The organism is Thermomonas sp. (assembly GCF_029945965.1).
Classification (GTDB): domain Bacteria; phylum Pseudomonadota; class Gammaproteobacteria; order Xanthomonadales; family Xanthomonadaceae; genus Thermomonas.
On sequence record NZ_JAQSDO010000015.1, the window covers coordinates 851945 to 873331 of the forward strand.

General features: G+C 58.8%; 21 protein-coding genes and 1 tRNA gene. 2 read left to right on the plus strand and 20 right to left on the minus strand.

What is annotated here, in order from left to right; all coding sequences use genetic code 11:
* Positions 1 to 6: 6 nt before the first annotated feature.
* The 16 genes from PSV05_RS10150 to PSV05_RS10225 form a co-directional block, all read right to left on the minus strand.
* Positions 7 to 1182: an acyltransferase gene (locus PSV05_RS10150; protein ID WP_300064715.1), complete on the minus strand. Its 1176-nt coding sequence runs from the start codon at positions 1180 to 1182 to the stop codon at positions 7 to 9.
* 20 nt (positions 1183 to 1202) lie between these two features.
* On the minus strand, positions 1203 to 1943 hold the full coding sequence (locus tag PSV05_RS10155) for a methyltransferase domain-containing protein (RefSeq protein WP_300064717.1): 741 nt from the start codon (positions 1941 to 1943) through the stop codon (positions 1203 to 1205).
* Positions 1944 to 2136: 193 nt separating this feature from the next.
* Entirely contained in the window at positions 2137 to 3288 is a 1152-nt protein-coding gene (locus PSV05_RS10160) for an ABC transporter ATP-binding protein (protein WP_300064719.1), read from the minus strand.
* A 146-nt stretch (positions 3289 to 3434) separates the two neighbouring features.
* Positions 3435 to 3629 (minus strand): hypothetical protein, encoded by a 195-nt coding sequence (locus PSV05_RS10165; RefSeq protein WP_300064722.1) that lies wholly within the window; start codon positions 3627 to 3629, stop codon positions 3435 to 3437.
* Positions 3630 to 3720: 91 nt separating this feature from the next.
* On the minus strand, positions 3721 to 4824 hold the full coding sequence (locus tag PSV05_RS10170; protein WP_300064725.1) for an acyltransferase: 1104 nt from the start codon (positions 4822 to 4824) through the stop codon (positions 3721 to 3723).
* A 13-nt stretch (positions 4825 to 4837) separates the two neighbouring features.
* A complete protein-coding gene (locus PSV05_RS10175) occupies positions 4838 to 4969 on the minus strand; it encodes a hypothetical protein (protein ID WP_300064728.1) in 132 nt (43 codons plus the stop codon).
* On the minus strand, positions 4969 to 5832 hold the full coding sequence (locus PSV05_RS10180; RefSeq protein ID WP_300064731.1) for an ABC transporter permease: 864 nt from the start codon (positions 5830 to 5832) through the stop codon (positions 4969 to 4971). Before PSV05_RS10180 ends, PSV05_RS10175 begins: the two co-directional genes overlap by 1 nt.
* Positions 5829 to 6824 carry a UDP-glucose 4-epimerase GalE gene (galE, locus tag PSV05_RS10185; RefSeq protein ID WP_300064734.1) on the minus strand — a complete coding sequence of 332 codons (996 nt, stop codon included), beginning with the start codon at positions 6822 to 6824 and terminating at the stop codon, positions 5829 to 5831. The genes PSV05_RS10180 and galE overlap by 4 nt, the downstream gene beginning before the upstream one ends.
* A gap of 44 nt (positions 6825 to 6868) precedes the next feature.
* Complete coding sequence (locus tag PSV05_RS10190; RefSeq protein WP_300064737.1) at positions 6869 to 7222, minus strand: MarR family EPS-associated transcriptional regulator; 354 nt, start codon at positions 7220 to 7222, stop codon at positions 6869 to 6871.
* Positions 7223 to 7330: 108 nt separating this feature from the next.
* Positions 7331 to 7834: a transcriptional activator RfaH gene (locus tag PSV05_RS10195; RefSeq protein WP_300064739.1), complete on the minus strand. Its 504-nt coding sequence runs from the start codon at positions 7832 to 7834 to the stop codon at positions 7331 to 7333.
* 68 nt (positions 7835 to 7902) lie between these two features.
* Positions 7903 to 8874, minus strand: coding sequence for a UDP-glucuronic acid decarboxylase family protein (locus PSV05_RS10200; protein ID WP_300064742.1), 972 nt, complete (start codon positions 8872 to 8874; stop codon positions 7903 to 7905).
* A gap of 2 nt (positions 8875 to 8876) precedes the next feature.
* A complete protein-coding gene (locus PSV05_RS10205) occupies positions 8877 to 10334 on the minus strand; it encodes a nucleotide sugar dehydrogenase (RefSeq protein ID WP_300064745.1) in 1458 nt (485 codons plus the stop codon).
* Positions 10335 to 11744: an O-antigen ligase family protein gene (locus PSV05_RS10210; RefSeq protein WP_300064748.1), complete on the minus strand. Its 1410-nt coding sequence runs from the start codon at positions 11742 to 11744 to the stop codon at positions 10335 to 10337.
* Between the two features lie 98 nt (positions 11745 to 11842).
* Positions 11843 to 12292, minus strand: a complete 450-nt coding sequence (locus PSV05_RS10215; RefSeq protein ID WP_300064751.1) for a hypothetical protein — start codon at positions 12290 to 12292, stop codon at positions 11843 to 11845.
* Positions 12293 to 12370: 78 nt separating this feature from the next.
* Positions 12371 to 13603 (minus strand): tetratricopeptide repeat protein, encoded by a 1233-nt coding sequence (locus PSV05_RS10220; RefSeq protein ID WP_300064754.1) that lies wholly within the window; start codon positions 13601 to 13603, stop codon positions 12371 to 12373.
* The gene (locus PSV05_RS10225) at positions 13600 to 13818 is read right to left on the minus strand and encodes a hypothetical protein (RefSeq protein ID WP_300064757.1); all 219 of its coding nucleotides are present in this window, start codon (positions 13816 to 13818) and stop codon (positions 13600 to 13602) included. The genes PSV05_RS10220 and PSV05_RS10225 overlap by 4 nt, the downstream gene beginning before the upstream one ends.
* 585 nt (positions 13819 to 14403) lie before the next feature.
* On the opposite strand from PSV05_RS10225, the gene PSV05_RS10230 reads away from it, so the two are divergent.
* Positions 14404 to 14928, plus strand: a complete 525-nt coding sequence (locus tag PSV05_RS10230; RefSeq protein WP_300064760.1) for a hypothetical protein — start codon at positions 14404 to 14406, stop codon at positions 14926 to 14928.
* Between the two features lie 163 nt (positions 14929 to 15091).
* Here PSV05_RS10230 and PSV05_RS10235 read toward each other — a convergent pair whose 3' ends face one another.
* Together PSV05_RS10235 and PSV05_RS10240 are read right to left on the minus strand one after the other, a co-directional pair.
* The gene (locus PSV05_RS10235; RefSeq protein ID WP_300064763.1) at positions 15092 to 17320 is read right to left on the minus strand and encodes a polysaccharide biosynthesis tyrosine autokinase; all 2229 of its coding nucleotides are present in this window, start codon (positions 17318 to 17320) and stop codon (positions 15092 to 15094) included.
* Between the two features lie 88 nt (positions 17321 to 17408).
* Positions 17409 to 18104: a polysaccharide biosynthesis/export family protein gene (locus tag PSV05_RS10240; RefSeq protein WP_300064766.1), complete on the minus strand. Its 696-nt coding sequence runs from the start codon at positions 18102 to 18104 to the stop codon at positions 17409 to 17411.
* A 338-nt stretch (positions 18105 to 18442) separates the two neighbouring features.
* On the opposite strand from PSV05_RS10240, the gene PSV05_RS10245 reads away from it, so the two are divergent.
* Positions 18443 to 18517: transfer RNA gene (locus tag PSV05_RS10245), tRNA-Val, on the plus strand.
* A 57-nt stretch (positions 18518 to 18574) separates the two neighbouring features.
* Here PSV05_RS10245 and cysN read toward each other — a convergent pair.
* Together cysN and cysD are read right to left on the minus strand one after the other, a co-directional pair.
* Positions 18575 to 20458 (minus strand): sulfate adenylyltransferase subunit CysN, encoded by a 1884-nt coding sequence (cysN, locus tag PSV05_RS10250; protein WP_300064769.1) that lies wholly within the window; start codon positions 20456 to 20458, stop codon positions 18575 to 18577.
* Positions 20458 to 21363 carry a sulfate adenylyltransferase subunit CysD gene (cysD, locus tag PSV05_RS10255; protein WP_300064772.1) on the minus strand — a complete coding sequence of 302 codons (906 nt, stop codon included), beginning with the start codon at positions 21361 to 21363 and terminating at the stop codon, positions 20458 to 20460. The genes cysN and cysD overlap by 1 nt, the downstream gene beginning before the upstream one ends.
* Positions 21364 to 21387: the final 24 nt, after the last annotated feature.

Genomic DNA, 21387 nt, shown 5'->3' on the forward strand with positions numbered 1-21387 from the left:
ACCAATTTAATTGAGTGTTGAAAAATTCACTTTGGATCTCGCCCCCACCCCAGTAAGACTTGCGATTTTCAGAGCACGCCAGCGTTCGAAAGGATTCAGAGCTAAGACAACGAGCAATACTGAAACCAGAATAGAAGCGACGACGGCAAACCAACCCACCATATTTGCCATCAATATTCCCTGCGCAACCAAGGCCCCAGCGAGCCCGACAATAACGTAATGAACAAGATATATCGGATAAGAAAGTTCGCCGAGAAACCTGTCAATAGTGGAATTTTTGGTGAGGATAAACAATCCTGCGATCAATGGAACCCAAACTACAAACGAACCGAGAATTAGGACTTCGGAACCAAATGGTAGATAAATACTCACGTATGGCTTTAATACCCGAACTAGCGCCGCATTGATGCTAAATGCCACCAAAAGAACAGAAACCAGTGCAACATAGGATTGCCAGGATGATTGCCATGAACCAATTCTTCGGGCTTTCAGCATGAAATAAAGACGCGCAGCCAACATTCCGTAGGCAAAATGGGCGAGCTCGAATGGAAAGAAGCGATAAGTCCAGGGATCATGTGCTGCGCCAAGATACCCATACACCAAGAACCGCGCGACCTGAGATGTGACAATGAGGCCACACAGCATCTTTGTCGAAAACTTCCTGGCTAGTAGGGGTACAACAAGGTAGTAGCTCAACTCAACGCCAATACTCCATGCTTGGGGGATCAGCAAGTAGTGCCATAAAGGGCTGGCGCTATTCCAAAAATTCGCAGTGAACTGAAGTGACTTGCCCGAATCTTGCGTCAAGAACATCACCCAATCCTGGAAGAATAGAGTGATGTTTGTTGTCGCTGTTATAAGTACACCGGTTACTCCGTTTTCTCTCCATGCCGAATACGGAGTGAATGCAAGCCAATCACCCAAAACGAGTCCTGACAGAACAGAGATCACAACCACTAGCGCCAATGCAACGAAATATGGAACAAATATTCTTAGCAGCCGGCTTGTATAGAAACTTTTCAGCGATGCATATTTCGTTGAGAGCACAAACTGCATGTAGAAGCCGGAAATCATGAAGAACATCTGGACTGCTTGTCGGCCATCCAGCACAGGCCAAGGAAGTACTGGGCTGGCATGAGCCATAACGACGCACATCGCCAGGTAGAATCTGAGAAAGCCCATCTAGTCAGCCGACCAAGTCATCAGTCCAACGAAGAGTCGGGCTCAACAATGAGCGTAGCGACAAAATGATCGCGCAGGCTCATTGTCCATGGCACTGACTGCATGTGCCGCAGATGCCGAAGCCCTGGGAGCGATTGCAATACGCGATGCGGAATGCGCCAAACCCCACCCCGTCGCCGCATCCCCCAATACAAGGCACGAATTGCGTCGCTCGAACGCGCGGCAAGATTGGCGTGCCGGTGCGGAATGGAATGGACTTCCCGCACTTTCAGGCATTGGCGCCGGGCAACGTCCTGCAGGAACGGCTTCGAGATGACGGACAGATGCTGCGGTGTCTGCAGGTACCAGTGTCCACTGCCCAACCATCGCCATGTCCACGAATCAAGATCGCCCGAACTGACCATCAGGGTTCCACCCGGCTTTACAAGCCTTGCCGCAGCGGCCAGGGCTGCACCCGGATCAGGAAGATGCTCGAGGACATCGAACATAGTGACGGCGTCAAACTTGCCGGCCCACGCATCATCGATCGTCTCGATGCGTTCGCCGATCACGGTAACCGCGTGCTGCTCCTGCGCGATCCTTACCGGTTCGCGGGCACTTTCTACGCCGTGTCGCAGCCACGCATCGGGTAAGCCCGCCAGGAACGCCCCGGTATGACATCCGATATCCAGGACTAATACGCCAGCCCGATCGACTAAACGTGCGCGTAGCGAGGCACGCGCCAGTGACCAAGCTGCGTTGTCCTCGTATTCGTAGGCCATTTCCTCATCGGAAGTCTCGCGATACATCGCAATGAGGGCCTCTTTGCTCGGAATCGGATGACGCTGACCCAGTGCACATGCAGGACAACGAAACAGCCGTCCTGATGCATATTTCACAGGGCCTGCAGCGGATTCCGCACACGGGCCCAGGTCAACCAACCCGGCACTGGCGCAGGCTCGACAAAGCAGAACTTCAGGCATCTACGTGGCCCTTGGTTGATGCTTCACCCGGTTGTGGGGCTGACCAACGGTGGGGAGTCGCGACCAGATATCGATTCGACGCCGGCGGGAGCCCAGAAGCAAATACATCGCGTGGAGCTACGTGCAGCCGACAAACCGCATCATTTCTCCAGACGTATTCAATACCGGGGATTGCCAATCCCAAGCCCAACACATATTCACCCGCGGCCAGAGGAAACTGGTCGAACTCGCAGTCCACCGTATATTGACCCGGAACTACCGAAAACGGCTGTTGCTGGTCAGGCGTGGTCGAGGTCAACATGAGTGGAACACCATCGGCGGTATTGACCTGCAATACCGCCGAAAAACTGCGGAACTGGCGTTTCACGGTAAAACTCATTCGGAAGCGCAAAGGTGAGAACGTCGCTGCCTCGTCAAGCGGTCGGCCATCCATATCTGACAGCTGCAGACTGGTTACATGGGCATCAGATTTGGAATCTTCGACCGGTTCATGGGTGTAGAGGCAACCTGGTGCTCGTGGTGCATCAAGCTCAAGCGGTTGACTGGACGATTCAAGATAGTCACCGATCACACTTCCCGTTTCGCCCAAGCGCGCGACCCGACCATCCTTCATCCAGATCGCCTTGCTGCAAAGCTTCTGCACCGCCGCCATGTTGTGACTGACGAAAATGACGGTGCGGCCTTCACTGGCGACATCGTTCATCTTGCCGAGGCAGCGTTTCTGGAAATCGATATCGCCCACGGCCAGGACTTCATCGATGATCAGCACATCGGGCTCAAGGTGTGCGGCCACGGCGAATGCCAGGCGCACGTACATGCCGGAGGAGTACCGCTTCACCGGCGTGTCGATGAATTTCTCCACGCCGGAGAACGCGACGATCTCGTCGAACTTGCGTTCAACTTCGGCCTTGCGCATGCCCAGGATGGCACCGTTGAGAAACACGTTCTCGCGTCCGGTCAGTTCTGGATGGAAGCCCGTGCCTACTTCCAGCAGGCTCGACAGGCGTCCCCTGACCGAGGCGCGGCCCAGCGTGGGCGGGGTGATGCGGGACAGGACTTTAAGCAGGGTGGATTTACCGGCGCCATTGCCGCCGATGATGCCGACGGCTTCGCCTTCAGCGATCTCGAAGTCGACATCGCGCAATGCCCAGAACTCTTCAGTCGGCGCTGAATTACGGCGCAGGCCACGGCCGCGCAACAGATCGCCAACCCGGCTCGACAGGGTGTTCTCGAATGTTTGGCCTAGCAGGAATCGCTTGCCCAGTCCTTCTACCTTGACTGCAATCGCCATCAGATCATGTCCGCAAAGGTGCGTTCGGTGCGACGGAAGTACCACAGGCCGCTCACCAGCATGACCACCACCACCGCGCACGAGAGTGCGAGTGGGCCTGCGGCAGTTGGCGCCTTGCCGAGTAGCGCCCAGCGGAATCCCTCCACTACGCCACTGATCGGTTTAAGGCTGTAGAGCCAGCTGTGCGCATTCATGGTGACGGCATTTATGGAGGGAATACTCAAACCACTCTTCCCATTCGCTGAGCTGGACGCGCCTTGGAAAACCGGATTCGCAAGGCAAGTGTTAAACATGATATGCACTAACACTTCTTCCCGAATAGAGCCTTCTGATGAATCGCATTGCCGGTTTTTCGAGACAGACAAAGGACCCAGCCGAGACCAACAAAAGAACCGTCACAAACAGGACAAGCCGAGCAATCGGTATATCCGAAAGCGCCGCACCCATCCACCGCTCATATAGCCAGTGGACAGGCACTTGAAATATGTAAAGTGCGAAACTTATCTCGCCCAAAAAAACGAAGCTTGGCTTTTCCAATGGATAGCGCCAAGCCTTGGGCAACTTTGCCACGGAAAAAATCATTACCGCAAATAATGGAGCGAGCAAACTCGTTTCAACCACGAGCGGAAATGGAAACAACTGCGAAATCCAATTTGACTTCCAGCTTCCCAGCACAACCAATGCCGCTGATATGAGCGCTGCTGCAGCCAATCGACTTGGAGAATTTTCGTATTCAAGAGTGCCGAGAAAATAAACACCACAAGAAATCCCGCAAATGAAGCTACACAGATGCATGGGGGGGAAATAGGACACAAGATCGTGTGCTGTTATCAGTGGGAGTTCAGAAGCAATAATTACTGTGCTGACGACTTGAGTTGCAAGCCAAGCAACTCCAGTCAACATGAAAATATTCTTCATCGATACTCGTGCTGCAAATATGGCCGCAATTATCAAGGGAAACGAAATATATAAAAATAACTCTACTGATAAAGACCATCCTGGAGGATTCAGTATCATTACCTGCCCGGGAACCCAAGCTTGTGCGAGAGCGAGATTCAACCCCACCGCAGAAAAATCAATTGGGCGGCCATATAACCAGCGAGAAAACAACTCAAGCAAGAGCGCGGCATAGAATGCCGGGCAGACTCTCGATAATCTATTTATAAGGAAAGGGCCCGGCTTGAACATGTGGCCTTTCATATATGCAATTGTAAGGACGAATCCAGATAGCACGAAGAAAAATGTGACCATTAACGGACCCATTCCACTTGCAACGGGAATCCCGGCGGATGGTCCAAAGTGGTACACAACCACGAGAAAGGCCGCTATGAACCGTAAAGTTGTTAGCGCATCGACCCGAGCACGTCCTTCTTTCAGAATTGTTCCCACGCTCGCATCAGAATTACGCAACGGCTTTAATCTCGAATTGGATATCGCGCAACAGGTCACTAACCCGACTCGAACGTGTGCTTTCAAAGGTTTGCCCAAGCAGGAAGCGCTTGCCCAGCCCTTCTACCTTGACTGCAATCGCCATCAGATCATGTCCGCAAAGGTGCGTTCGGTGCGACGGAAGTACCACAGGCCGCTCACCAGCATGACCACCACCACCGCGCACGAGAGCGCGAGTGGTCCCATTGCGGGAGGAGCCTTGCCTAGCAGTGCCCAGCGGAATCCCTCCACCACGCCGCTGATTGGATTGAGGCTGTAAATCCAGATCCACTTCGCAGGAATGATCGTTGTCGAGTACGCGATGGGCGATGCGTACATCCATATCTGGGTCAGGAACGGCACCAGCAGGCCGATGTCACGATATTTGACGTTCAACGCCGTGAGCCACAGCCCAATACCTAAGGCTGTGGCCAGTGCCAGCAGCACGAACAACGGCAACCACAACAGGCCGACGCTCGGCGGAACCCGGTAGATCAGCAGCATCACGACGAGAACGCCGAACGCGACCCCGAAATCCACGATACCCGAGACGGTCTTGCTGATCGGAAGGATCAGGCGCGGGAAGTAGACCTTGGTCACCATGTTCGCCGAACCGACGATGCTGCCACTCGCACCAGCCAGGGCACGCGCAAAGAATGTCCAAGGGACCAGTGCGCACATGGTAAACAGCGCGTACGGATAGCCTTCGGAAGGTAGCTTGGCGAAATTGCCGAACACCACGGTAAAGATCACCATGGTGACCAACGGCTGGATCACAGCCCAACCGATGCCGACTGTGCTCTGCTTGTAACGAATACTGACGTCCCGCTGGATCAGCAGTACCAGCAGGTCGCGGTAGGCCCAGATCTCCCGCAGATCCTCGCGCAGGGAATTTCCGGAGGCGCTGATTTCGGTCAAGTGCGCATGACTGAAATGCGCGTCGTGAATCTGGTCATCCAGCTTGCTCATGCGTCTTGACCTGCCCTGCTGCCAAAAGCCTGATGCCAACGCCAGGCGGAGCCAATGATCGACTCGATCGCGTCATGCCGCGGCTGCCAGCCAAGCTCACGCCGGATGCGGCTGGCATCGCCGACAAGCACTGGTGGATCGCCGGCGCGGCGCTCCCCGAATGCAACGGGCACTGGCCTGCCCGTGACCTTGCTGGCGCAATCGATCACTTCACGCACGGAAAAGCCGCGTCCATTGCCGAGGTTGTAGGCATTGGTGCCAGCCCCATTTTCCAAGGCCTGCAAAGCCAGCACATGTGCGTCGGCAAGATCACTGACGTGGATGTAGTCGCGGATACAGGTGCCGTCCCGAGTCTCATAGTCGGTGCCGAAGACCGTCACGTCGGCACGCTGGCCACATGCAGCATCGAGCACCAACGGGATCAAATGGGTTTCCGGGTCATGCATCTCCCCGATGTCGCCATCGGGGTCCGCGCCGGCGGCATTGAAATAGCGAAGGCTTGCCGAGCGCAGCGCATGGGCTGCATCGAAGTCCGACAACATGCGTTCGATCATCAGTTTGGAAGCGCCATAGGGATTGATCGGAAATTGCGGGTGGTCTTCCGCCAGCGGCAGCGACCGCGGCGTGCCATAGGTCGCACACGTACTGGAGAAGACCAGCTTGTCGATGCCGTGGTCGCGCATCGCTTCCAGCAACGTCAGTGAACCCGCCACGTTATTGCGATAGTACTTGCCGGGATTGGATACCGATTCACCCACGTAGGCATAGGCGGCGAAGTGCATCACTGCAACGGGTTGCCATTGCGTGATGACAATATCCAGGCGCGCGCGATCGGTGATGTCGCCTTGCTCAAGCGGTCCCCACTGCACCGCCTGGCGGTGCCCATGGACCAGGTTGTCATAGGCCACAGGCGTATAGCCTGCGGCGGCCAGCGCCTTGCAGGCATGGCTGCCGATGTAACCGGCGCCACCCGTGACCAGAACGGTTTTCATGCTTGGGACGCCCTCATTGATGCCTGCTTCATTAATGTAATGGCTCATTGATGGGAAGCCCTGCGCAGAGACGGGGTATTTCCGTTGGCGACTTCGTCGCGCAACTGTGCGATTTCATTTTCCAGGCGGCTGTATTCGGCCTGCCGTTGGCTCAAGAAGCGTGCCGCAGCAGCCAACTTGGCCTGCAGTCCACTTGCCGTCAGCACGTAGGCATACGCCAGCTTGTTCTGGCTGGTGCGGAAATTGTTGACCTTGACCCAGCCGCGGTCAATCAACGCACGCAGGCAATAATTGGTCTTGCCAAGCGACAGCTCGAGCGCTTGCGCCAGCTCACGCTGGCTCATCTCGGGCCGCTCGGAGAGCAACCGCAGGATCCGCAATCTCAATTCGTCATCCATTTTCCGCAGTCCTCACACTGCTCCTGGAACGCTACCGCCCTGCGGTTGTGACAATCCGCTGCGCCGCTTGACCGGGTTTTCAGGCTGGCGCGATGCGCCAACTACAACTCAAATACCGACGGCGATTTGCTGCCGCGGCAACACTACTTCACGCATGTTGCCCAACAGGTCCAGCAACAGGCGAACCCGATCCACGCCGCTGGCGCCAAGGAAGATGCCATCGATCCCGCTCATCGGACCTTCGTTGATGCAGACCCTGCTACCCGGCACGAACTCGGGAGCCACCAGCCGCACCAGGCCATCTTCGGTATCTTCGCGAGCGCGGATACGCTCGATCACTTCTGCAGGTACCTGCGCTGGCTGTCCACCGAAACGCACCAGTCCGATCGCACCGCGCGTGGAACGCACGGGCGCCAGCGATTCGTGTTCCGGATCTGCCGACAGGAACAGGTAGCTCGGGAACAGACATTCGATCCGTTCCCGCATCCCACCAACCGTGCGAAATGCCCGCCGCACGCGCGGCAGGAGACACACATAGCCCTGCCGAGTCAGATGCTCATGGGCCACTGCTTCCGATCTTGGTTTGGTGGCGACGACGAACCAGGCTTGCACTCGACTAGGCTACTGCGTTCAATGATTGAACGCAGGGTATCGGAATGCCATCATTCAAACAAGCGCACTCAACTCTCCGCACCATTCTCACCGAGCAACGCATCGAAGTAGACAATGGTCCGTGAAAGACCTTCATCAAGCTGCACGCCAGGCTGCCATCCAAGTTTGCTGGTTGCCAGGCTGATATCCGGCTTGCGCTGCGTTGGATCATCGGCTGGCAAAGGCATGTTCACTAACTCGGAAGACGATCCGGTCAATGCAATCACACGCTCCGCAAGCTGACGGATAGTGAATTCGACAGGATTGCCAAGGTTGACCGGCCCGGTGAACCCCGGTTCGGTGTCCATCAGGCGCAGGAAGCCTTCGACCAGATCATCCACGTAACAGAACGAACGCGTCTGCTGGCCTTCGCCATAGATCGTGATCGGCTCACCGCGCAGCGCCTGCACGATGAAGTTGGACACCACCCTGCCGTCGTTGGGATGCATCCTCGGACCGTACGTGTTGAAGATACGGGCGACCTTGATGTCGAGACCATGCTGGCGGTGGTAGTCGAAGAACAGCGTCTCCGCGCAGCGCTTGCCCTCGTCGTAGCAGGAACGAATACCGATGGGGTTTACGTTGCCCCAGTAGCCTTCCGTTTGCGGATGCACACTGGGGTCGCCATAGACCTCGCTGGTGGACGCCTGGAAGATCTTGCAGCGCAGCCGCTTGGCGAGTCCGAGCATGTTGATCGCGCCATGCACCGAGGTCTTGGTCGTCTGCACTGGATCGTGCTGGTAATGGATCGGCGAGGCCGGACAGGCGAGGTTGTAGATCTCATCAACTTCCATGTACAGCGGGAAGGTGACGTCATGGCGGACGAATTCGAAACGTGGATGGCCATGCAGGTGTTCGATGTTGCGTTTGCTGCCGGTGAACAGATTGTCCGCACAGACGACCTCGCTACCACGCTCCAGCAGGCGATCAATCAGGTGTGACCCCAGGAAGCCCGCGCCACCGGTCACCAGCACGCGCTTGCGCGCTTCGTAATTCCTCATCCTCACAATCTCCCGTCTACCGCATCCCGCGGCAGGACATATTTGACGTCGTAGACCACGCTACCCGAAGCCTTGCCGAACGCACGCACGCCATCCCCGCCGAGCTGGCGGAACTGCTCGTGCCCGACAGCGACGATGACGGCATCGTACGCACCCTGCTCCACATCGCCGACCGGGATGATGCCGTACTCGTGCTGGGCTTCGGCTACATCCACCCAGGGATCATGCACATCGACCTGCGCGTTGTAGCTGCGCAAGGTGTCGATGATGTCGACCACGCGCGTGTTGCGCAGGTCCGGGCAATTCTCCTTGAACGCCAACCCCAGGATCAGCACGCGCGCCTGCACCGGGTTGATGCCCTTGCGCAGCATCAGCTTGATGACCTGGTCGGCGACGTACGCGCCCATGCCATCGTTGGTGCGGCGGCCGGCAAGGATCACCTGCGAATGGTGGCCCACCTGTGTGGCCTTGTGGGTCAGGTAGTAGGGATCCACACTGATGCAGTGGCCACCAACCAGGCCCGGGCGAAACGGCAGGAAATTCCACTTGGTGCCGGCGGCTTCCAGCACGTCCAGGGTGTCGATGTCGAGTTTCCGGAACAGCACCGCAAGGTCGTTGATCAGCGCGATGTTGAGGTCGCGTTGCGTGTTCTCGATGACCTTGGCGGCTTCGGCGACCTTGATGCTGCTGGCCTTGTGGGTGCCTGCCGTGATGATGCTGGCGTAGAGCGCATCGATGAAGTCGGCCGCCTCGGGTGTTGAGCCCGAGGTCACCTTGAGAATGCTGGTGAGGCGATGCTGCTTGTCGCCGGGATTGATGCGCTCTGGGCTGTAACCGATCGAGAACATCTTGCGATGTTGCCCCGCATCTGCATCGGCATCGGCACCCTCTGGATCCAGAAGCAGATCGTATGCCGCCGGCTCCAGGCTGGCGGCGTCACCTAGCTCATCCAATTCTTCCTGCCGCTCGGCCTTGCGCAGCGCCACTTCCTCGGGTGACAACGGTACAAACGCGCGGCCGTCATAGCGCAGCTTGGAGAATCGCTCAAGGATCGGCATGCAGACTTCTTCGGTGCAGCCTGGATAGACGGTGGATTCGTAAATCACGGTATCGCCCGGCTTCAGCACGATGCCAAGGGCTTCGCTCGCCTTCACCAGCGGCCCGAGGTCAGGGCGCTTGGCATCGTCGATCGGGGTGGGAACGGTCACGATGTAGGTATTGCAACCGGCGATGTCACTCAGCGCGCTGGTGAATTCCAGCCGCGTGATGCTCGCAAGTTCCTCGGCATCGACTTCCAGCGTCGTGTCGATCCCGGCTTGCAGTTGCCGGATACGCTCGGCATTGATGTCGAAGCCGATCGTGTCGTAATGCTTGCCGAATTCGACCGCCAGCGGCAACCCGACATAACCCAGGCCCACGATGGCGATGCGGGCACGCGCCAACTTTTCCGCAAAATCCATTCAGCCGTTCTCCATGCCAGGCCGGCGTCCATATTTACGCCTTGCACGTTCGCCAACCTCGGCAGTCGCCGAGAGCATGAATCCGGCAAGCATCGCGGTCGTGGTCATCAGTGTCGTGGTACTTAGCGGGAAATCGACCCAGGAGTGGACCAAGGCCGCAGCGATGCCGACCCAACACGCCGCAGCAACCACAATTCCACTGCTGCGCCCCTTGGCGTTGAAGATCCGGATACCGGCCAATGCAAATACGATGAGTCCAAAGGCGAGCACCAGCATCGCCGGCAATCCGCCGGTCAACCACCATTGCGCATACTCGTTGTGCGCATGGTTGACGTATTCCGGCATCCACAGGCTGGCCGGCATGTGCTGTTCAAACACCGGCTGGAAACTACCGATCCCGCTACCGAGCGGGAAGTACGACTTGCCAATCCGGAACGTGGCGTCTGCAATGACCATGCGTGGGTCTTCCTGCTTCGCCACCGCCAACCAACCAAAGCCCGACCACACGCCAATGAGGCCCAGGACCATGGCGAAAGCAGCCGCGATCGTAACGCCTCGGGACTTCCCGATCCGGGAAATCGGCAGCACACCGGTCAACAGAAAAGTACCCACCAGCGCAGGAGGTACCAGCACGATGCCTGCGCGTGACGTGGTGATCGGGATCGCGAGCATGCACAGCAGCCCTGCGCCTGCATAGACCCACTGCATCCCGAATGTGAGTGCACCACCTGCACGGCGCCAGGCGTCAACTGCAAGCCCGATCGACAAGCACAAACCGATGACAAGTGCAGTGGCAAAGTGATTCGGATTGATCAGCAGGCCGCCAAAACCGGACGTCTCATCGGGATACATGCGCAAGCCGCTGTCGCGTGGCAAGCCTGACTCAAACAGCGCGAAAAGGACGTTCAACAACACAATGGCGACGCACGCTTTCGCGAAAAACCTGGCGAACCTGACGGGAAGCGCGCAGGCAGCAAGGAATGCAGCAAGCGCGGGTAACAACGCCCAAACTGCCCGCTCGCTCGCATGGGGCGTCAGACTCCAATGATGTGCGGGCTGGACGATGCCTGCCCTCGCCAGGTCGGCAGCCACGCCTGCCCGGCCAGGAGCAATGGACCACAACGCGTTCGGCAGTGGCAGGAGCTGGATGGCGGGTACCAGGGCGATCAACAGGGCCAGCAGGAGGCCCGCACGTAGCAGCCGGTCCGATGGCGGAGACGCGGACAACGCGATTACCGCTAGCGCCAACACCGGCAAGGCGAGCAACTGCAACCACTCATCCTGCGAGGTGCTGTCCTCTACCACGCCGCCGAAACACCAACTGGCAACAAGTAGAACCAGCAATGCAGGAACAAGCATCCGCACGAGGATTCCCGGCGCGGTGTCACCGGCTAGTGATGGATTCGACATCGGATCAGGTTAGCTTGTGCGTTGCCAAAACGGAACGGGGCAGGTCCTTAAGACCTGCCCCGTCGATTACATCAGCAGCTGAAAGGCTGAAACCTATATCAGCGATTGCCCAAGCTCACGGGCGGAGGCGTCGGCTTGTTATTGTCTGAACTATTGCCAATCAACGCTGCCAGCACCACGCCCGTACCAACGATGATTGCCGCGTTTCCGAGTTGACTGGAACCGGAACCGGTCCAGGCAACCGCACGCGTGCAATCCGTAGGCACGTCATAAACCCCGGGCTTCTTGAATTCAATCACGCAATCATCCTTGGGGTCGTTGTTTCCGCGGTCGTAGACCACCCTTGCGGACGAACCCGAGTTGACCATCAATTTCTGACCACTCACGACCTGCTGGCCGTTTTCGGCTGAGACGAACTCCCCACCCGTGCTGGAAAGAATTGAACCCGAGTCAACCTTCAGCACAATGGATTGGGCTTGGTCTTGCGCAAACACAGGTGCCGACATCGCAACCGAGCATGCAACCAGCACATAAATGAATTTACTCATGGTGATCTTCCTTGGCCAGCAGAATTCAGACAACATCGACTTTAACAATGCCGAGAGACGAATGCAAGAATCCGGGCTTCATTCAGCGCCAGTATCCGGGAGGCGTTTGATATCCATATCAGCGATCCAGAGTTCGCCAGCCAGCCGCTGCCCCGCCCCCTGACCAATCGGATTCACCAGTCGCAGCCATTGTCCCGGGCAGTTTTCTGCCGGTACCGTGAACTCATTGCCCGAGGCCCGCCAACCAAACGTTCCAGTAATCGGATCGCTTCGTGCGATTTCACCCGCCTTGCCGGCGCATGCCATCACCCACTGCAGGCCGATCTCACCGCGCAGGGCATCCGCCCGCATGCGCATCCCAAGCCGATAATGTCCTGGCGACAACAGCAGTGGCTGTTCCAGGCCTGATTGTGGAACCCGCTGATCGAGGAACTGGAAACGCACGGATTTCCCCTGGATGCCTGCCACCTGCTCGAAGCTGACAAGTACGCCAGGCACCAGCTTGAGCCGCCAATCGAACCCTACATTGGATGGCATGCGGGAAAAGTCGCCGTTGTAAAGCAATGGCAACCGCCCTCCTGTCATGACAGCGCCACCCGCCCAGCGCGCATAGGCTTCACCCCACTTACCCGCCGAGATGAGTCCATCAAGCCAGCTTGCGTACTCGACCGCGGACAGTCCGCCGTTGTCATGGAGCCCCTGCATCACCCTGCTGGCCGCATCCGGATACGCACGCAGAAAACGCAGCATCGTGCTCCGCCACGGTGGAGATTCCTGCAACACAGAAACAAGTGCGTCGGCGAACTTGTCGTCCTGCGCCAGGGGGGCAAGACTGCTGAGTATGGGATTGACCGCTTTCGTCCGCTCCGGGGCGGTCCGCAACATGCGGTCAACCAACGCGAGTGCTTGGGGATACGCTCCATGCTCAAGTAAGGACCCGACCAGCCATGCGTTGGCGCGGGTATCGCGGGGGGCGCGGCGAGAGGCGATCCTGTAGAGCTCAAGCGCCTTGTCGTGGCGCCCTTGGCGTTCCGTGGATTCGGCCAAAATGCGATAGGCCACGCCTCCCAATGGCTCCTGCTCCAGAAGCAAACGTGCCGTGCTCGCAGCCGCCTCGTCCTGGCCGCCACTCAATTGCTTCTGGGCAAGCGAAACCATCGCTGTGGGTTGCCCTGGTAGCCAACGAAGAGCCTGATCTGGATCCGCTTGCGCATAACGCTCCGCCTGCATGTGGCCGACGACTCGCCATCCCGCCAGCAATGCGAAGCCGATGACGCACGCGGCAACCAAGCCACGGACCATGGCCGTCATTGGGCGCGCTCCATGCTGACCCCTGTCACCAGCCAATGATCTTCCCGCCACACCATATCCACCGCGAGTACCCCGCGCATCGAAGCTGCCGTATCACCTGCATGGAATGCAGTGGTCATCGTCGCGGACGTGGCATTGATCCGCCACTGGGGCTCGTCCAGCCTGGCCTGGCCTTGATCATGCAATGCAGTGCGCATGCCACCCGCACTGGACATGATGGCGGGACTGTTCCAGATGGGCGGTGGGGGCTGCCGGATCTTCCGGAAATATTGCAGCAATTGGCTACCGACCTGCCTTGCCTGATTGATTCGCGCGAAATCCGGTGCTGGTGCGGACGGTGCCGACGGCGCGCTCGGAGGCGCCACTGCAGCCACGACTTGCGGCAATGGCGAGAGTCTTGCCAGAGCTTTAACCGCAGGTTGCCTGGCTTTAGCCACCTTGAGCGGTGCCGCAGGAGGCCCGTTGGAAGCCATGACAGTCCCTGCCGCAGGAGACTTCCTCTTTGTGTTTTTTGACGCAGTTGCGGGTGCTGCAGGAGCAGTGGTGAGGCCGGCAGGGGGTGGGCTGATTGCTGCGACACGCTTGACAGGAGGTGGCGGCCTGATTGTTACGACACGCTTGGCAGGCGGTGGCGGCCTGATTGCTGCGACACGCTTGGCAGGCGGCTGCGATGGGCGTGTCGCCGGTGCCGGAGGAGCGATTGAATGAGCCGGCATTGAATGAGCCGGGGGTGGAGCGGAAACCAATGCAGCTACCCGTGCAGGAGCGACCTGCAACTTGTCCATGTCAGGTGTATCGACTTGCGCGACGCGTACTCCCTCATCCTTCCAGTCCCAGGCTGCGGGCTCACGTTGGCCGTCACGGATCGCCAGCCAACCCAGCAGGACACAGACACCAAGCAGGGTCAGCACAGGCAGGCGATGCCGCCATCCGTGACTGGGCTGCGGGTTTTCTTCAAGCTGCACCCAGCCAGGACTGCGTCGCACAGCTGGCCCTGGAACCAGGTCCTGATGGGGATCAGCGAGATTGGCCATTTGTTTTTCACGCAAGGTTTCGTCATAGGCAGTCCTGCGCTTCTGGTTGCGCAGTTCGTTCCATGCCGTGTTCACGCGCGCGGCAAAAACCGAGTCGTCCTCGCTTCGTTGCCGATCGGGGTGCAACCAATGCTGCAGAAGTCGGTGATGGATCTTGATCTGTTCCGGACTAGCTTCGGGGGCCACGCCAAGGGTGCGATATGCATCTGCATCGGGATGGAACAGCACCTCGCGCGCATAGAACCGGGCCGCTTCACGAACCCGGCCCTCTGGCTCGCCCAGCTTTCGTGAATTCTCCGCCAGTGCCTCCGGGGAGGCCTCCGCCGCCACCGCCAGCAGCGTTTCCATCTCTGGCGGCAACGAGCGCAAACGCAGTACGTAGCGCTCACCTGGTGCACGCAGCAGCGCAACTGCCCACTCCAGGGCGCTCCCCGACACGCCGCCCCTCATGCCATCACCCCTTCGTCAACTTCGGCCTGGTTTCTTGTGCGTCATAGGCACTGTACTGGTACCCGTAACCGTAACCGTAACCGGCAGCTTTCGAATCGTATTTGGACAGGATCGCGCCGACCAAGCGTCCCCTTGCCGCCAGCACTCGCTTGACCGCAAGTTGTGCGGCACTGATCTTGGTGTTTGCCGCAGCCACCACGAACAGGGTGCCATCGGCTGCATTCGAGAGGATCGGCGTATCCGCCAGACCAAGCACAGGCGGCCCATCGATCACGATCTGGTCGTAGTGCTCGACCGCAACAGTCAGCATCGAGACCAGCTTCGAACCCGAAAGCAGTTCAGCGGGGTTGGGCGGCAAGGGACCTGCCAATATCACGCGTAGCAGGGGGTCGTCGGTATCGAACGTGGCTTCGCTCAGGTTGCAGCCACCAGCCAGCAGGTTGCTCAGGCCAATGGTTCTGTCGGTCAGACCCAGTGTGCGTGCAAGTGACGGATTGCGCAGATCGGCCTCCACCAACAGCACGCGCTTGCCAAGCTGTGCGAAGTTGCGCGCAAGTACCAAGGCAGTCGTCGACTTGCCATCACCCGGGCTTGCACTGGTGACCAACAGGGTCTTTGGTATGCCATGGTCGGTCGCAAACTGCAGGGCAGCCCGCACTGAGCGGTAAGCCTCGGAGAATGGGGACTGCGGATTATTTGCCGCCTCGTCGACCCGCTGCTTCAAGCCCGGCTTCGGGATCACGCCCAGCACTGCAAGGCGCAGCTTCTGCTCGATGTCTTCCGGAGTCTTGATCGTGTCATCGAGGAACTCGAGCAGGAACGCCAACAACATGCCGAGCAGCGCACCCAGCAAAAGCCCCTGTGTCAGGTTCTGGAACAGGTTGGGCTTGAACCTGTAGCCGGGCAATGCGCGGTCGATCATGCTGATGTTGTTCGAGCGCACATCGCTTCCAGCGCCGATTTCCTTGAATCGCTGCAGCAATCCGTCATAGAGCTGCCTGTTGGTATCCACGTCGCGCTTCAGGATGCTGTACTCGATGTTGCTGCCTTCCGCAGTAAATGCCTCCGATCGCAACGCAGTGATCTGGCTTGCGAGGGCGTTTTCCTGCGCCGCCGCTGCCGCGTACTCGGCTTTCACCGTGGATCCTACACGCCCCATTTCAGCATCGATCTGCCTGTTCACTTCGTCGATTTGCTGCTTCAATTGCTGCATTTCCGGGTAATCAGGCTTGAATACCGCCAGCTTCTGCTGATACTGCCCCATCAACGTCGCACGCTGCTGGCGCAAGTTGGAGACGGCCGATGCCGTCAGCATTTCGGTCGGAACAACCCCGGAATTCAACCGCGCCTGGGCACGGATCCGCTGCTCTTTGGCTGCCATCAACGAGCCGTTCAGTTGCACGAGGTTCTGCGCCGCCAGGGTTTGGCCCTTTTCGTCGGTGATGACCAAGCCTTCCTTGTGCGCATACTCGATCAACTTGCGCTCGGACTCTTCCAGCTTGGCCTTGGTTGTCTGCAGTTGGCCCTCAAGATAGTCCTTGGCATACGAGGTCGCGCCGAAGCGCCGCTCCATATAGGACGCAATGAATTCATCTCCCACCGTGTTGGCGACCAGTGAGGAGAACTCCGGGGAAGGACTGTCGAAACTGATCGACACCAATTGAGAAGTACCAACCGGCGCGACACTGAGCCCGCCCTGCACGACTCCCGCGAAAGCACGAAGGGTGCTGGCTACCTGCGCCGGATCGCTTGCCTGTACGCTGTCCTTGACTGGTTCTCTCCTGGACGATTTGGGGCGCAACAAGCCGATCACCCGACTTATCCAGCTTGGTTCATCGAATTGGTCAAGCGATACCCGACCGACGTTGAGCTTGCCTGCCACCCGCTCAGCTAATGAACGACTCTTCAGGAGTTCGATCTGGGTCTCACGGAAATCGCCAGAATAGGCGTCACTATTAATCTGGCCGCTCTGGCCCGCTATGATCTGCGGACTTTGCTGCTCCATCTGCATCACGGCCGTGGCGCGGTACATGGGCGTGGTCATCAAGGTAGACAACAGCGCAAGTGCGGCGGTTGCCACAAGCACGCTGAGCACCAGCCAACGCCGCTTGACCAGGACACGCCAGTATTTCAGCAGGTCGATCTGGTCTGAGTCCTCCTCTTGACGGTCCTCGAACAGGTCGAGGCCGAGGGATCTGTGATCTCTCGGATGCGCAAGTCCCTGTCTTCCCAAGGCTGGAGCAGGGGCAGGAAAAGAGCTGCCGTCATCCGCCCGAGAAACAGGCAGGTTTTCATCGGTCATTCGGAGCTACCTTGGGTCATCATGGAAGTAAGGTGAACACGCCCAGAAGGGGCAAAGATTCAAGGAAACGGTGCATTGCGGTCTTGCTGCCAGATTGTTCGACAATGATCACGTCATCACCGTAGAGCTGCGGATCCGTGACAGTGCCGCGGCGAATTGCACGCAAGTCAAATCTGGCAGCCATGCGTTTGCCGTCGACCTGGCGCATCAGCACAATGCCGCCCAGATCCGCCAGCTTCTCATCCACGCCGCCCGCCATTGCAATGGCCTGGAGCAAGCTTGTCTTCCCGGTCAGTGCAATGATCCCAGGCTTTTTGATAGCACCGTCCATCGTGATCCGCTGGCTTGCGAAGTCCTTGACGAACACTGTGACCTGCGGATGCTGCAGGTATCCCTGCGCATACCTCTTGGCAAGTTCAGACTCCAATGCGGGCACTGTCATCCCACCAGCGACCATGGTACCGATCAGTGGCAGCGAGATCTGTCCCTTGGAATTAACCCGGACCTCCTTGGTGAGTTCATCCACCCCAAATACAGTGATAGCGAGCAGGTCCAAGGCACCAACCCGATAGTCTGTGGCACCTTCATAAGCACCACTGGTGGTTGTTGAATCCGGAGCGGGCATGTCGCCTTTGATCGCGCTGGGACGCGGTCCACCACCGTTGGCGCAGGCCACCAGCAGCCAACACAGCACGAACACGATGGCAATTTTCAAACGACATCTCATCATGGATCAGTTCTCCGGACATTCCATCATTATGCAGTGCAAGGCTGCTTCGACCAAAAGTGGTCAGGCTGCCAGAGCTACAAAGCCATGCAATTTGGTGAAGCCTCACCGGAAATTGCACCCCCTGTCGAAGCAAAATTCACAGGGTCATTTCCTGTGCTGGCCGCCAATCAGCGGACCACAGGATCCAGACTAACGGCGATTCTATGCGTTCGGGGTGAATACGGAACCCCCTCAAGGACATCCGACACAAACCGACCGATCCAGGCAGATGGCAATGAGGGCTTCCGCCTCCGGCGCATGTCCCATATAATGCGCGGCCCAGCGGGCGGTTAGCTCAGCGGTAGAGCATTGCCTTCACACGGCAAGGGTCACAAGTTCGAACCTTGTACCGCCCACCAGCATCAACGAAAGTCGGCCTTGCGCCGGCTTTTTCGTGCCCTGGCCATTTCCAGGCGTCAACCCAACCCAAGCGCGCGCACGATCTGCTCGGCCAGTTCCGCGGGTTCGACGTGGACGGTGCGGAGGTGCAGCTCCGGCGCTTCCGGAACTTCGTAGGGCGAGTCGATGCCGGTGAAATTGCGCAACTCGCCGCGGCGTGCCTTGGCGTACAAGCCCTTGACGTCGCGCTGCTCGGCCAGGGCCAATGGCGTGTCGACAAAGACCTCCAGGAACTCGCCTTCGCTGAACAGTTCACGCGCCATGCGTCGCTCGGCGCGGAATGGCGAGATGAAGCTGACCAGCACAATCAGGCCGGCATCGGTCATCAACTTGGCGACTTCGGCAACGCGGCGGATGTTCTCGACGCGGTCCTCGTCGGTAAAACCCAGGTCCTTGTTGAGGCCGTGGCGTACGTTGTCGCCGTCCAGCAGATAGGTGTGATGGCCCATCGCCAGCAGACGTTTTTCGACCAAGTTGGCAATCGTCGATTTGCCCGAGCCCGACAGGCCTGTGAACCACAGACAGCGCGGCTGCTGGTGCTTGATCCGGCTGCGCGCGGACTGGTCTACATCGACATGCTGCCAGTGGATATTGCCGGCGCGGCGCAGGGCGAAGTCCAGGGTGCCGGCTGCCACTGTCGCATTGCTCTGGCGATCGATCAGGATGAAGCCGCCCAGCACCTGGTTGTCGGCATAGGCCTCGAATGGCACCGGCTGGTCGAGGTGCAAGTTGCAATAGGCGACCTCGTTCAAATCGATTGACTTGGCCGCCAGGTATTCCTGGGTATTCACGTCGATCTTGTGCTTGATCTCGGTAACCGAAGCACCGACCGTGCGTGTGCCGATCTTCAGCCAGTACGGCCGACCGGGCAGCAACGAATCCTCGCCCAGCCATAGCAGGTGCGCAGCGAACTGGTCGGAGACTTCAGGCGGCTGCCTGGCCAGCGCGATCACGTCGCCGCGGCTGGCATCGATCTCGTCACTCAGGGTCAGGGTAACTGCCTGTCCGGCTTGCACGTGGTCGAGGTCGCCATCAGCCGTGACAATCCGCGCGACGGTCGAGCGCCGGCCCGACGGCAACACCACGATCTCGGTGCCCGGTGTAACCTCGCCCGCCACCACAGTGCCGGCAAACCCCCGAAAACCTTGGTTCGGCCGACAGACCCACTGCACCGGCATGCGAAAGCCAATATCCGAGTGGTCGCGCTGGACCTGCACGGTTTCCAGATGGCCAAGCAAGGTTTCGCCGCTGTACCAGGGCGTTGCGATTGATGGCTCCAGCATATTGTCGCCCTTCAGCGCCGACAGCGGAATCGCGGTGACGTATTCGATGCCAAGTGATTCAGCCAATGCGCGATAGGAGGCAACGATTTCGTCGAAGCGCGCCTGGCTGTAATCCACCAGGTCCATCTTGTTGACCGCCAGCACCACATGACGGATGCCCAGCAAGGACACGATGTAACTGTGCCGGCGGGTCTGGGTGAGCAACCCCTTGCGCGCATCCACCAGCACGATCGCAAGGTCGGCGGTCGAGGCGCCGGTGGCCATGTTGCGGGTGTATTGCTCGTGGCCCGGGCAGTCGGCAACGATGAATTTGCGCTTGTCGGTACCGAAGTAACGGTAGGCCACGTCAATGGTGATGCCCTGCTCGCGCTCGGCGGCCAAGCCATCGACCAACAGCGCGAAATCGATGTCCTCGCCCTGGGTACCGTGGCGGCGGCTGTCGGCTTCGAGCGCCGCGACCTGGTCGTCAAGCAGCAGATGGGTGTCGTGCAGCAAGCGCCCGATCAGGGTGCTCTTGCCGTCATCCACGCTGCCGCAGGTGATGAAGCGCAGCAGGCTCTTGGTTTCGTGTTGGTGCAGGTAGGCGGCGACCTGCGCGCTAGCGTCATCGGTACGCATCAGAAATAGCCTTCCTGTTTCTTCTTTTCCATCGACGCAGACGGGTCCTGGTCGATCACCCTGCCCTGTCGCTCCGAGGTCGTCGCCACCAGCATCTCGGCAATGATCTTTTCCAGTGTGTCGGCGTCCGATTCGATCGCGCCAGTCAGCGGATAGCAGCCCAGGGTGCGAAAGCGCACTTTCTTCAACATCGGGATTTCGCCATCGCGCAGTGGCAGGCGCTCGTCATCAACCATGATCAGCGCGCCATCGCGCTCGACCACGGGTCGCTCGGCAGCCAGGTACAGCGACGGCACCGGGATGTTTTCGCGATAGATGTAGAGCCAGACATCGAGTTCGGTCCAGTTGCTGATCGGGAACACGCGCACCGATTCGCCTTTGTGGATGCGGGTGTTGTACAGGCTCCACAGTTCGGGGCGCTGGTTCTTGGGATCCCAGCGGTGCTGCGCGTTGCGGAAGCTGAAGATGCGTTCCTTGGCCCGCGATTTTTCTTCATCGCGGCGCGCACCGCCGATCGCCGCATCGAACCCGTGCAAGTCCAGCGCCTGCTTCAGGCCTTGGGTCTTCATCACGTCGGTATGCACGGTGGCGCCATGGCTGATCGGATTAATGCCGCTGGCCACGCCATCCGGGTTGGTGTGGACGTGCAACTGCACGCCGGTTTCGGCGGCGCGCATGTCGCGAAACGCGATCATCTCGCGGAACTTCCAGCCGGTATCCACATGCAGCAGCGGGATCGGCGGCCGTGCCGGATAAAAGGCCTTCGCCAGCAGGTGCAACAGCACCGAGCTGTCCTTGCCGACCGAGTACAGCATCACCGGATTGCGGAATTCGGCGGCGACCTCGCGCAGGATGTGGATGCTTTCGGCTTCCAGCCGGTCGAGATGGGTCAGGTCTGGCTTCAAGCCATCAGCCTTTGAAAGACGGTC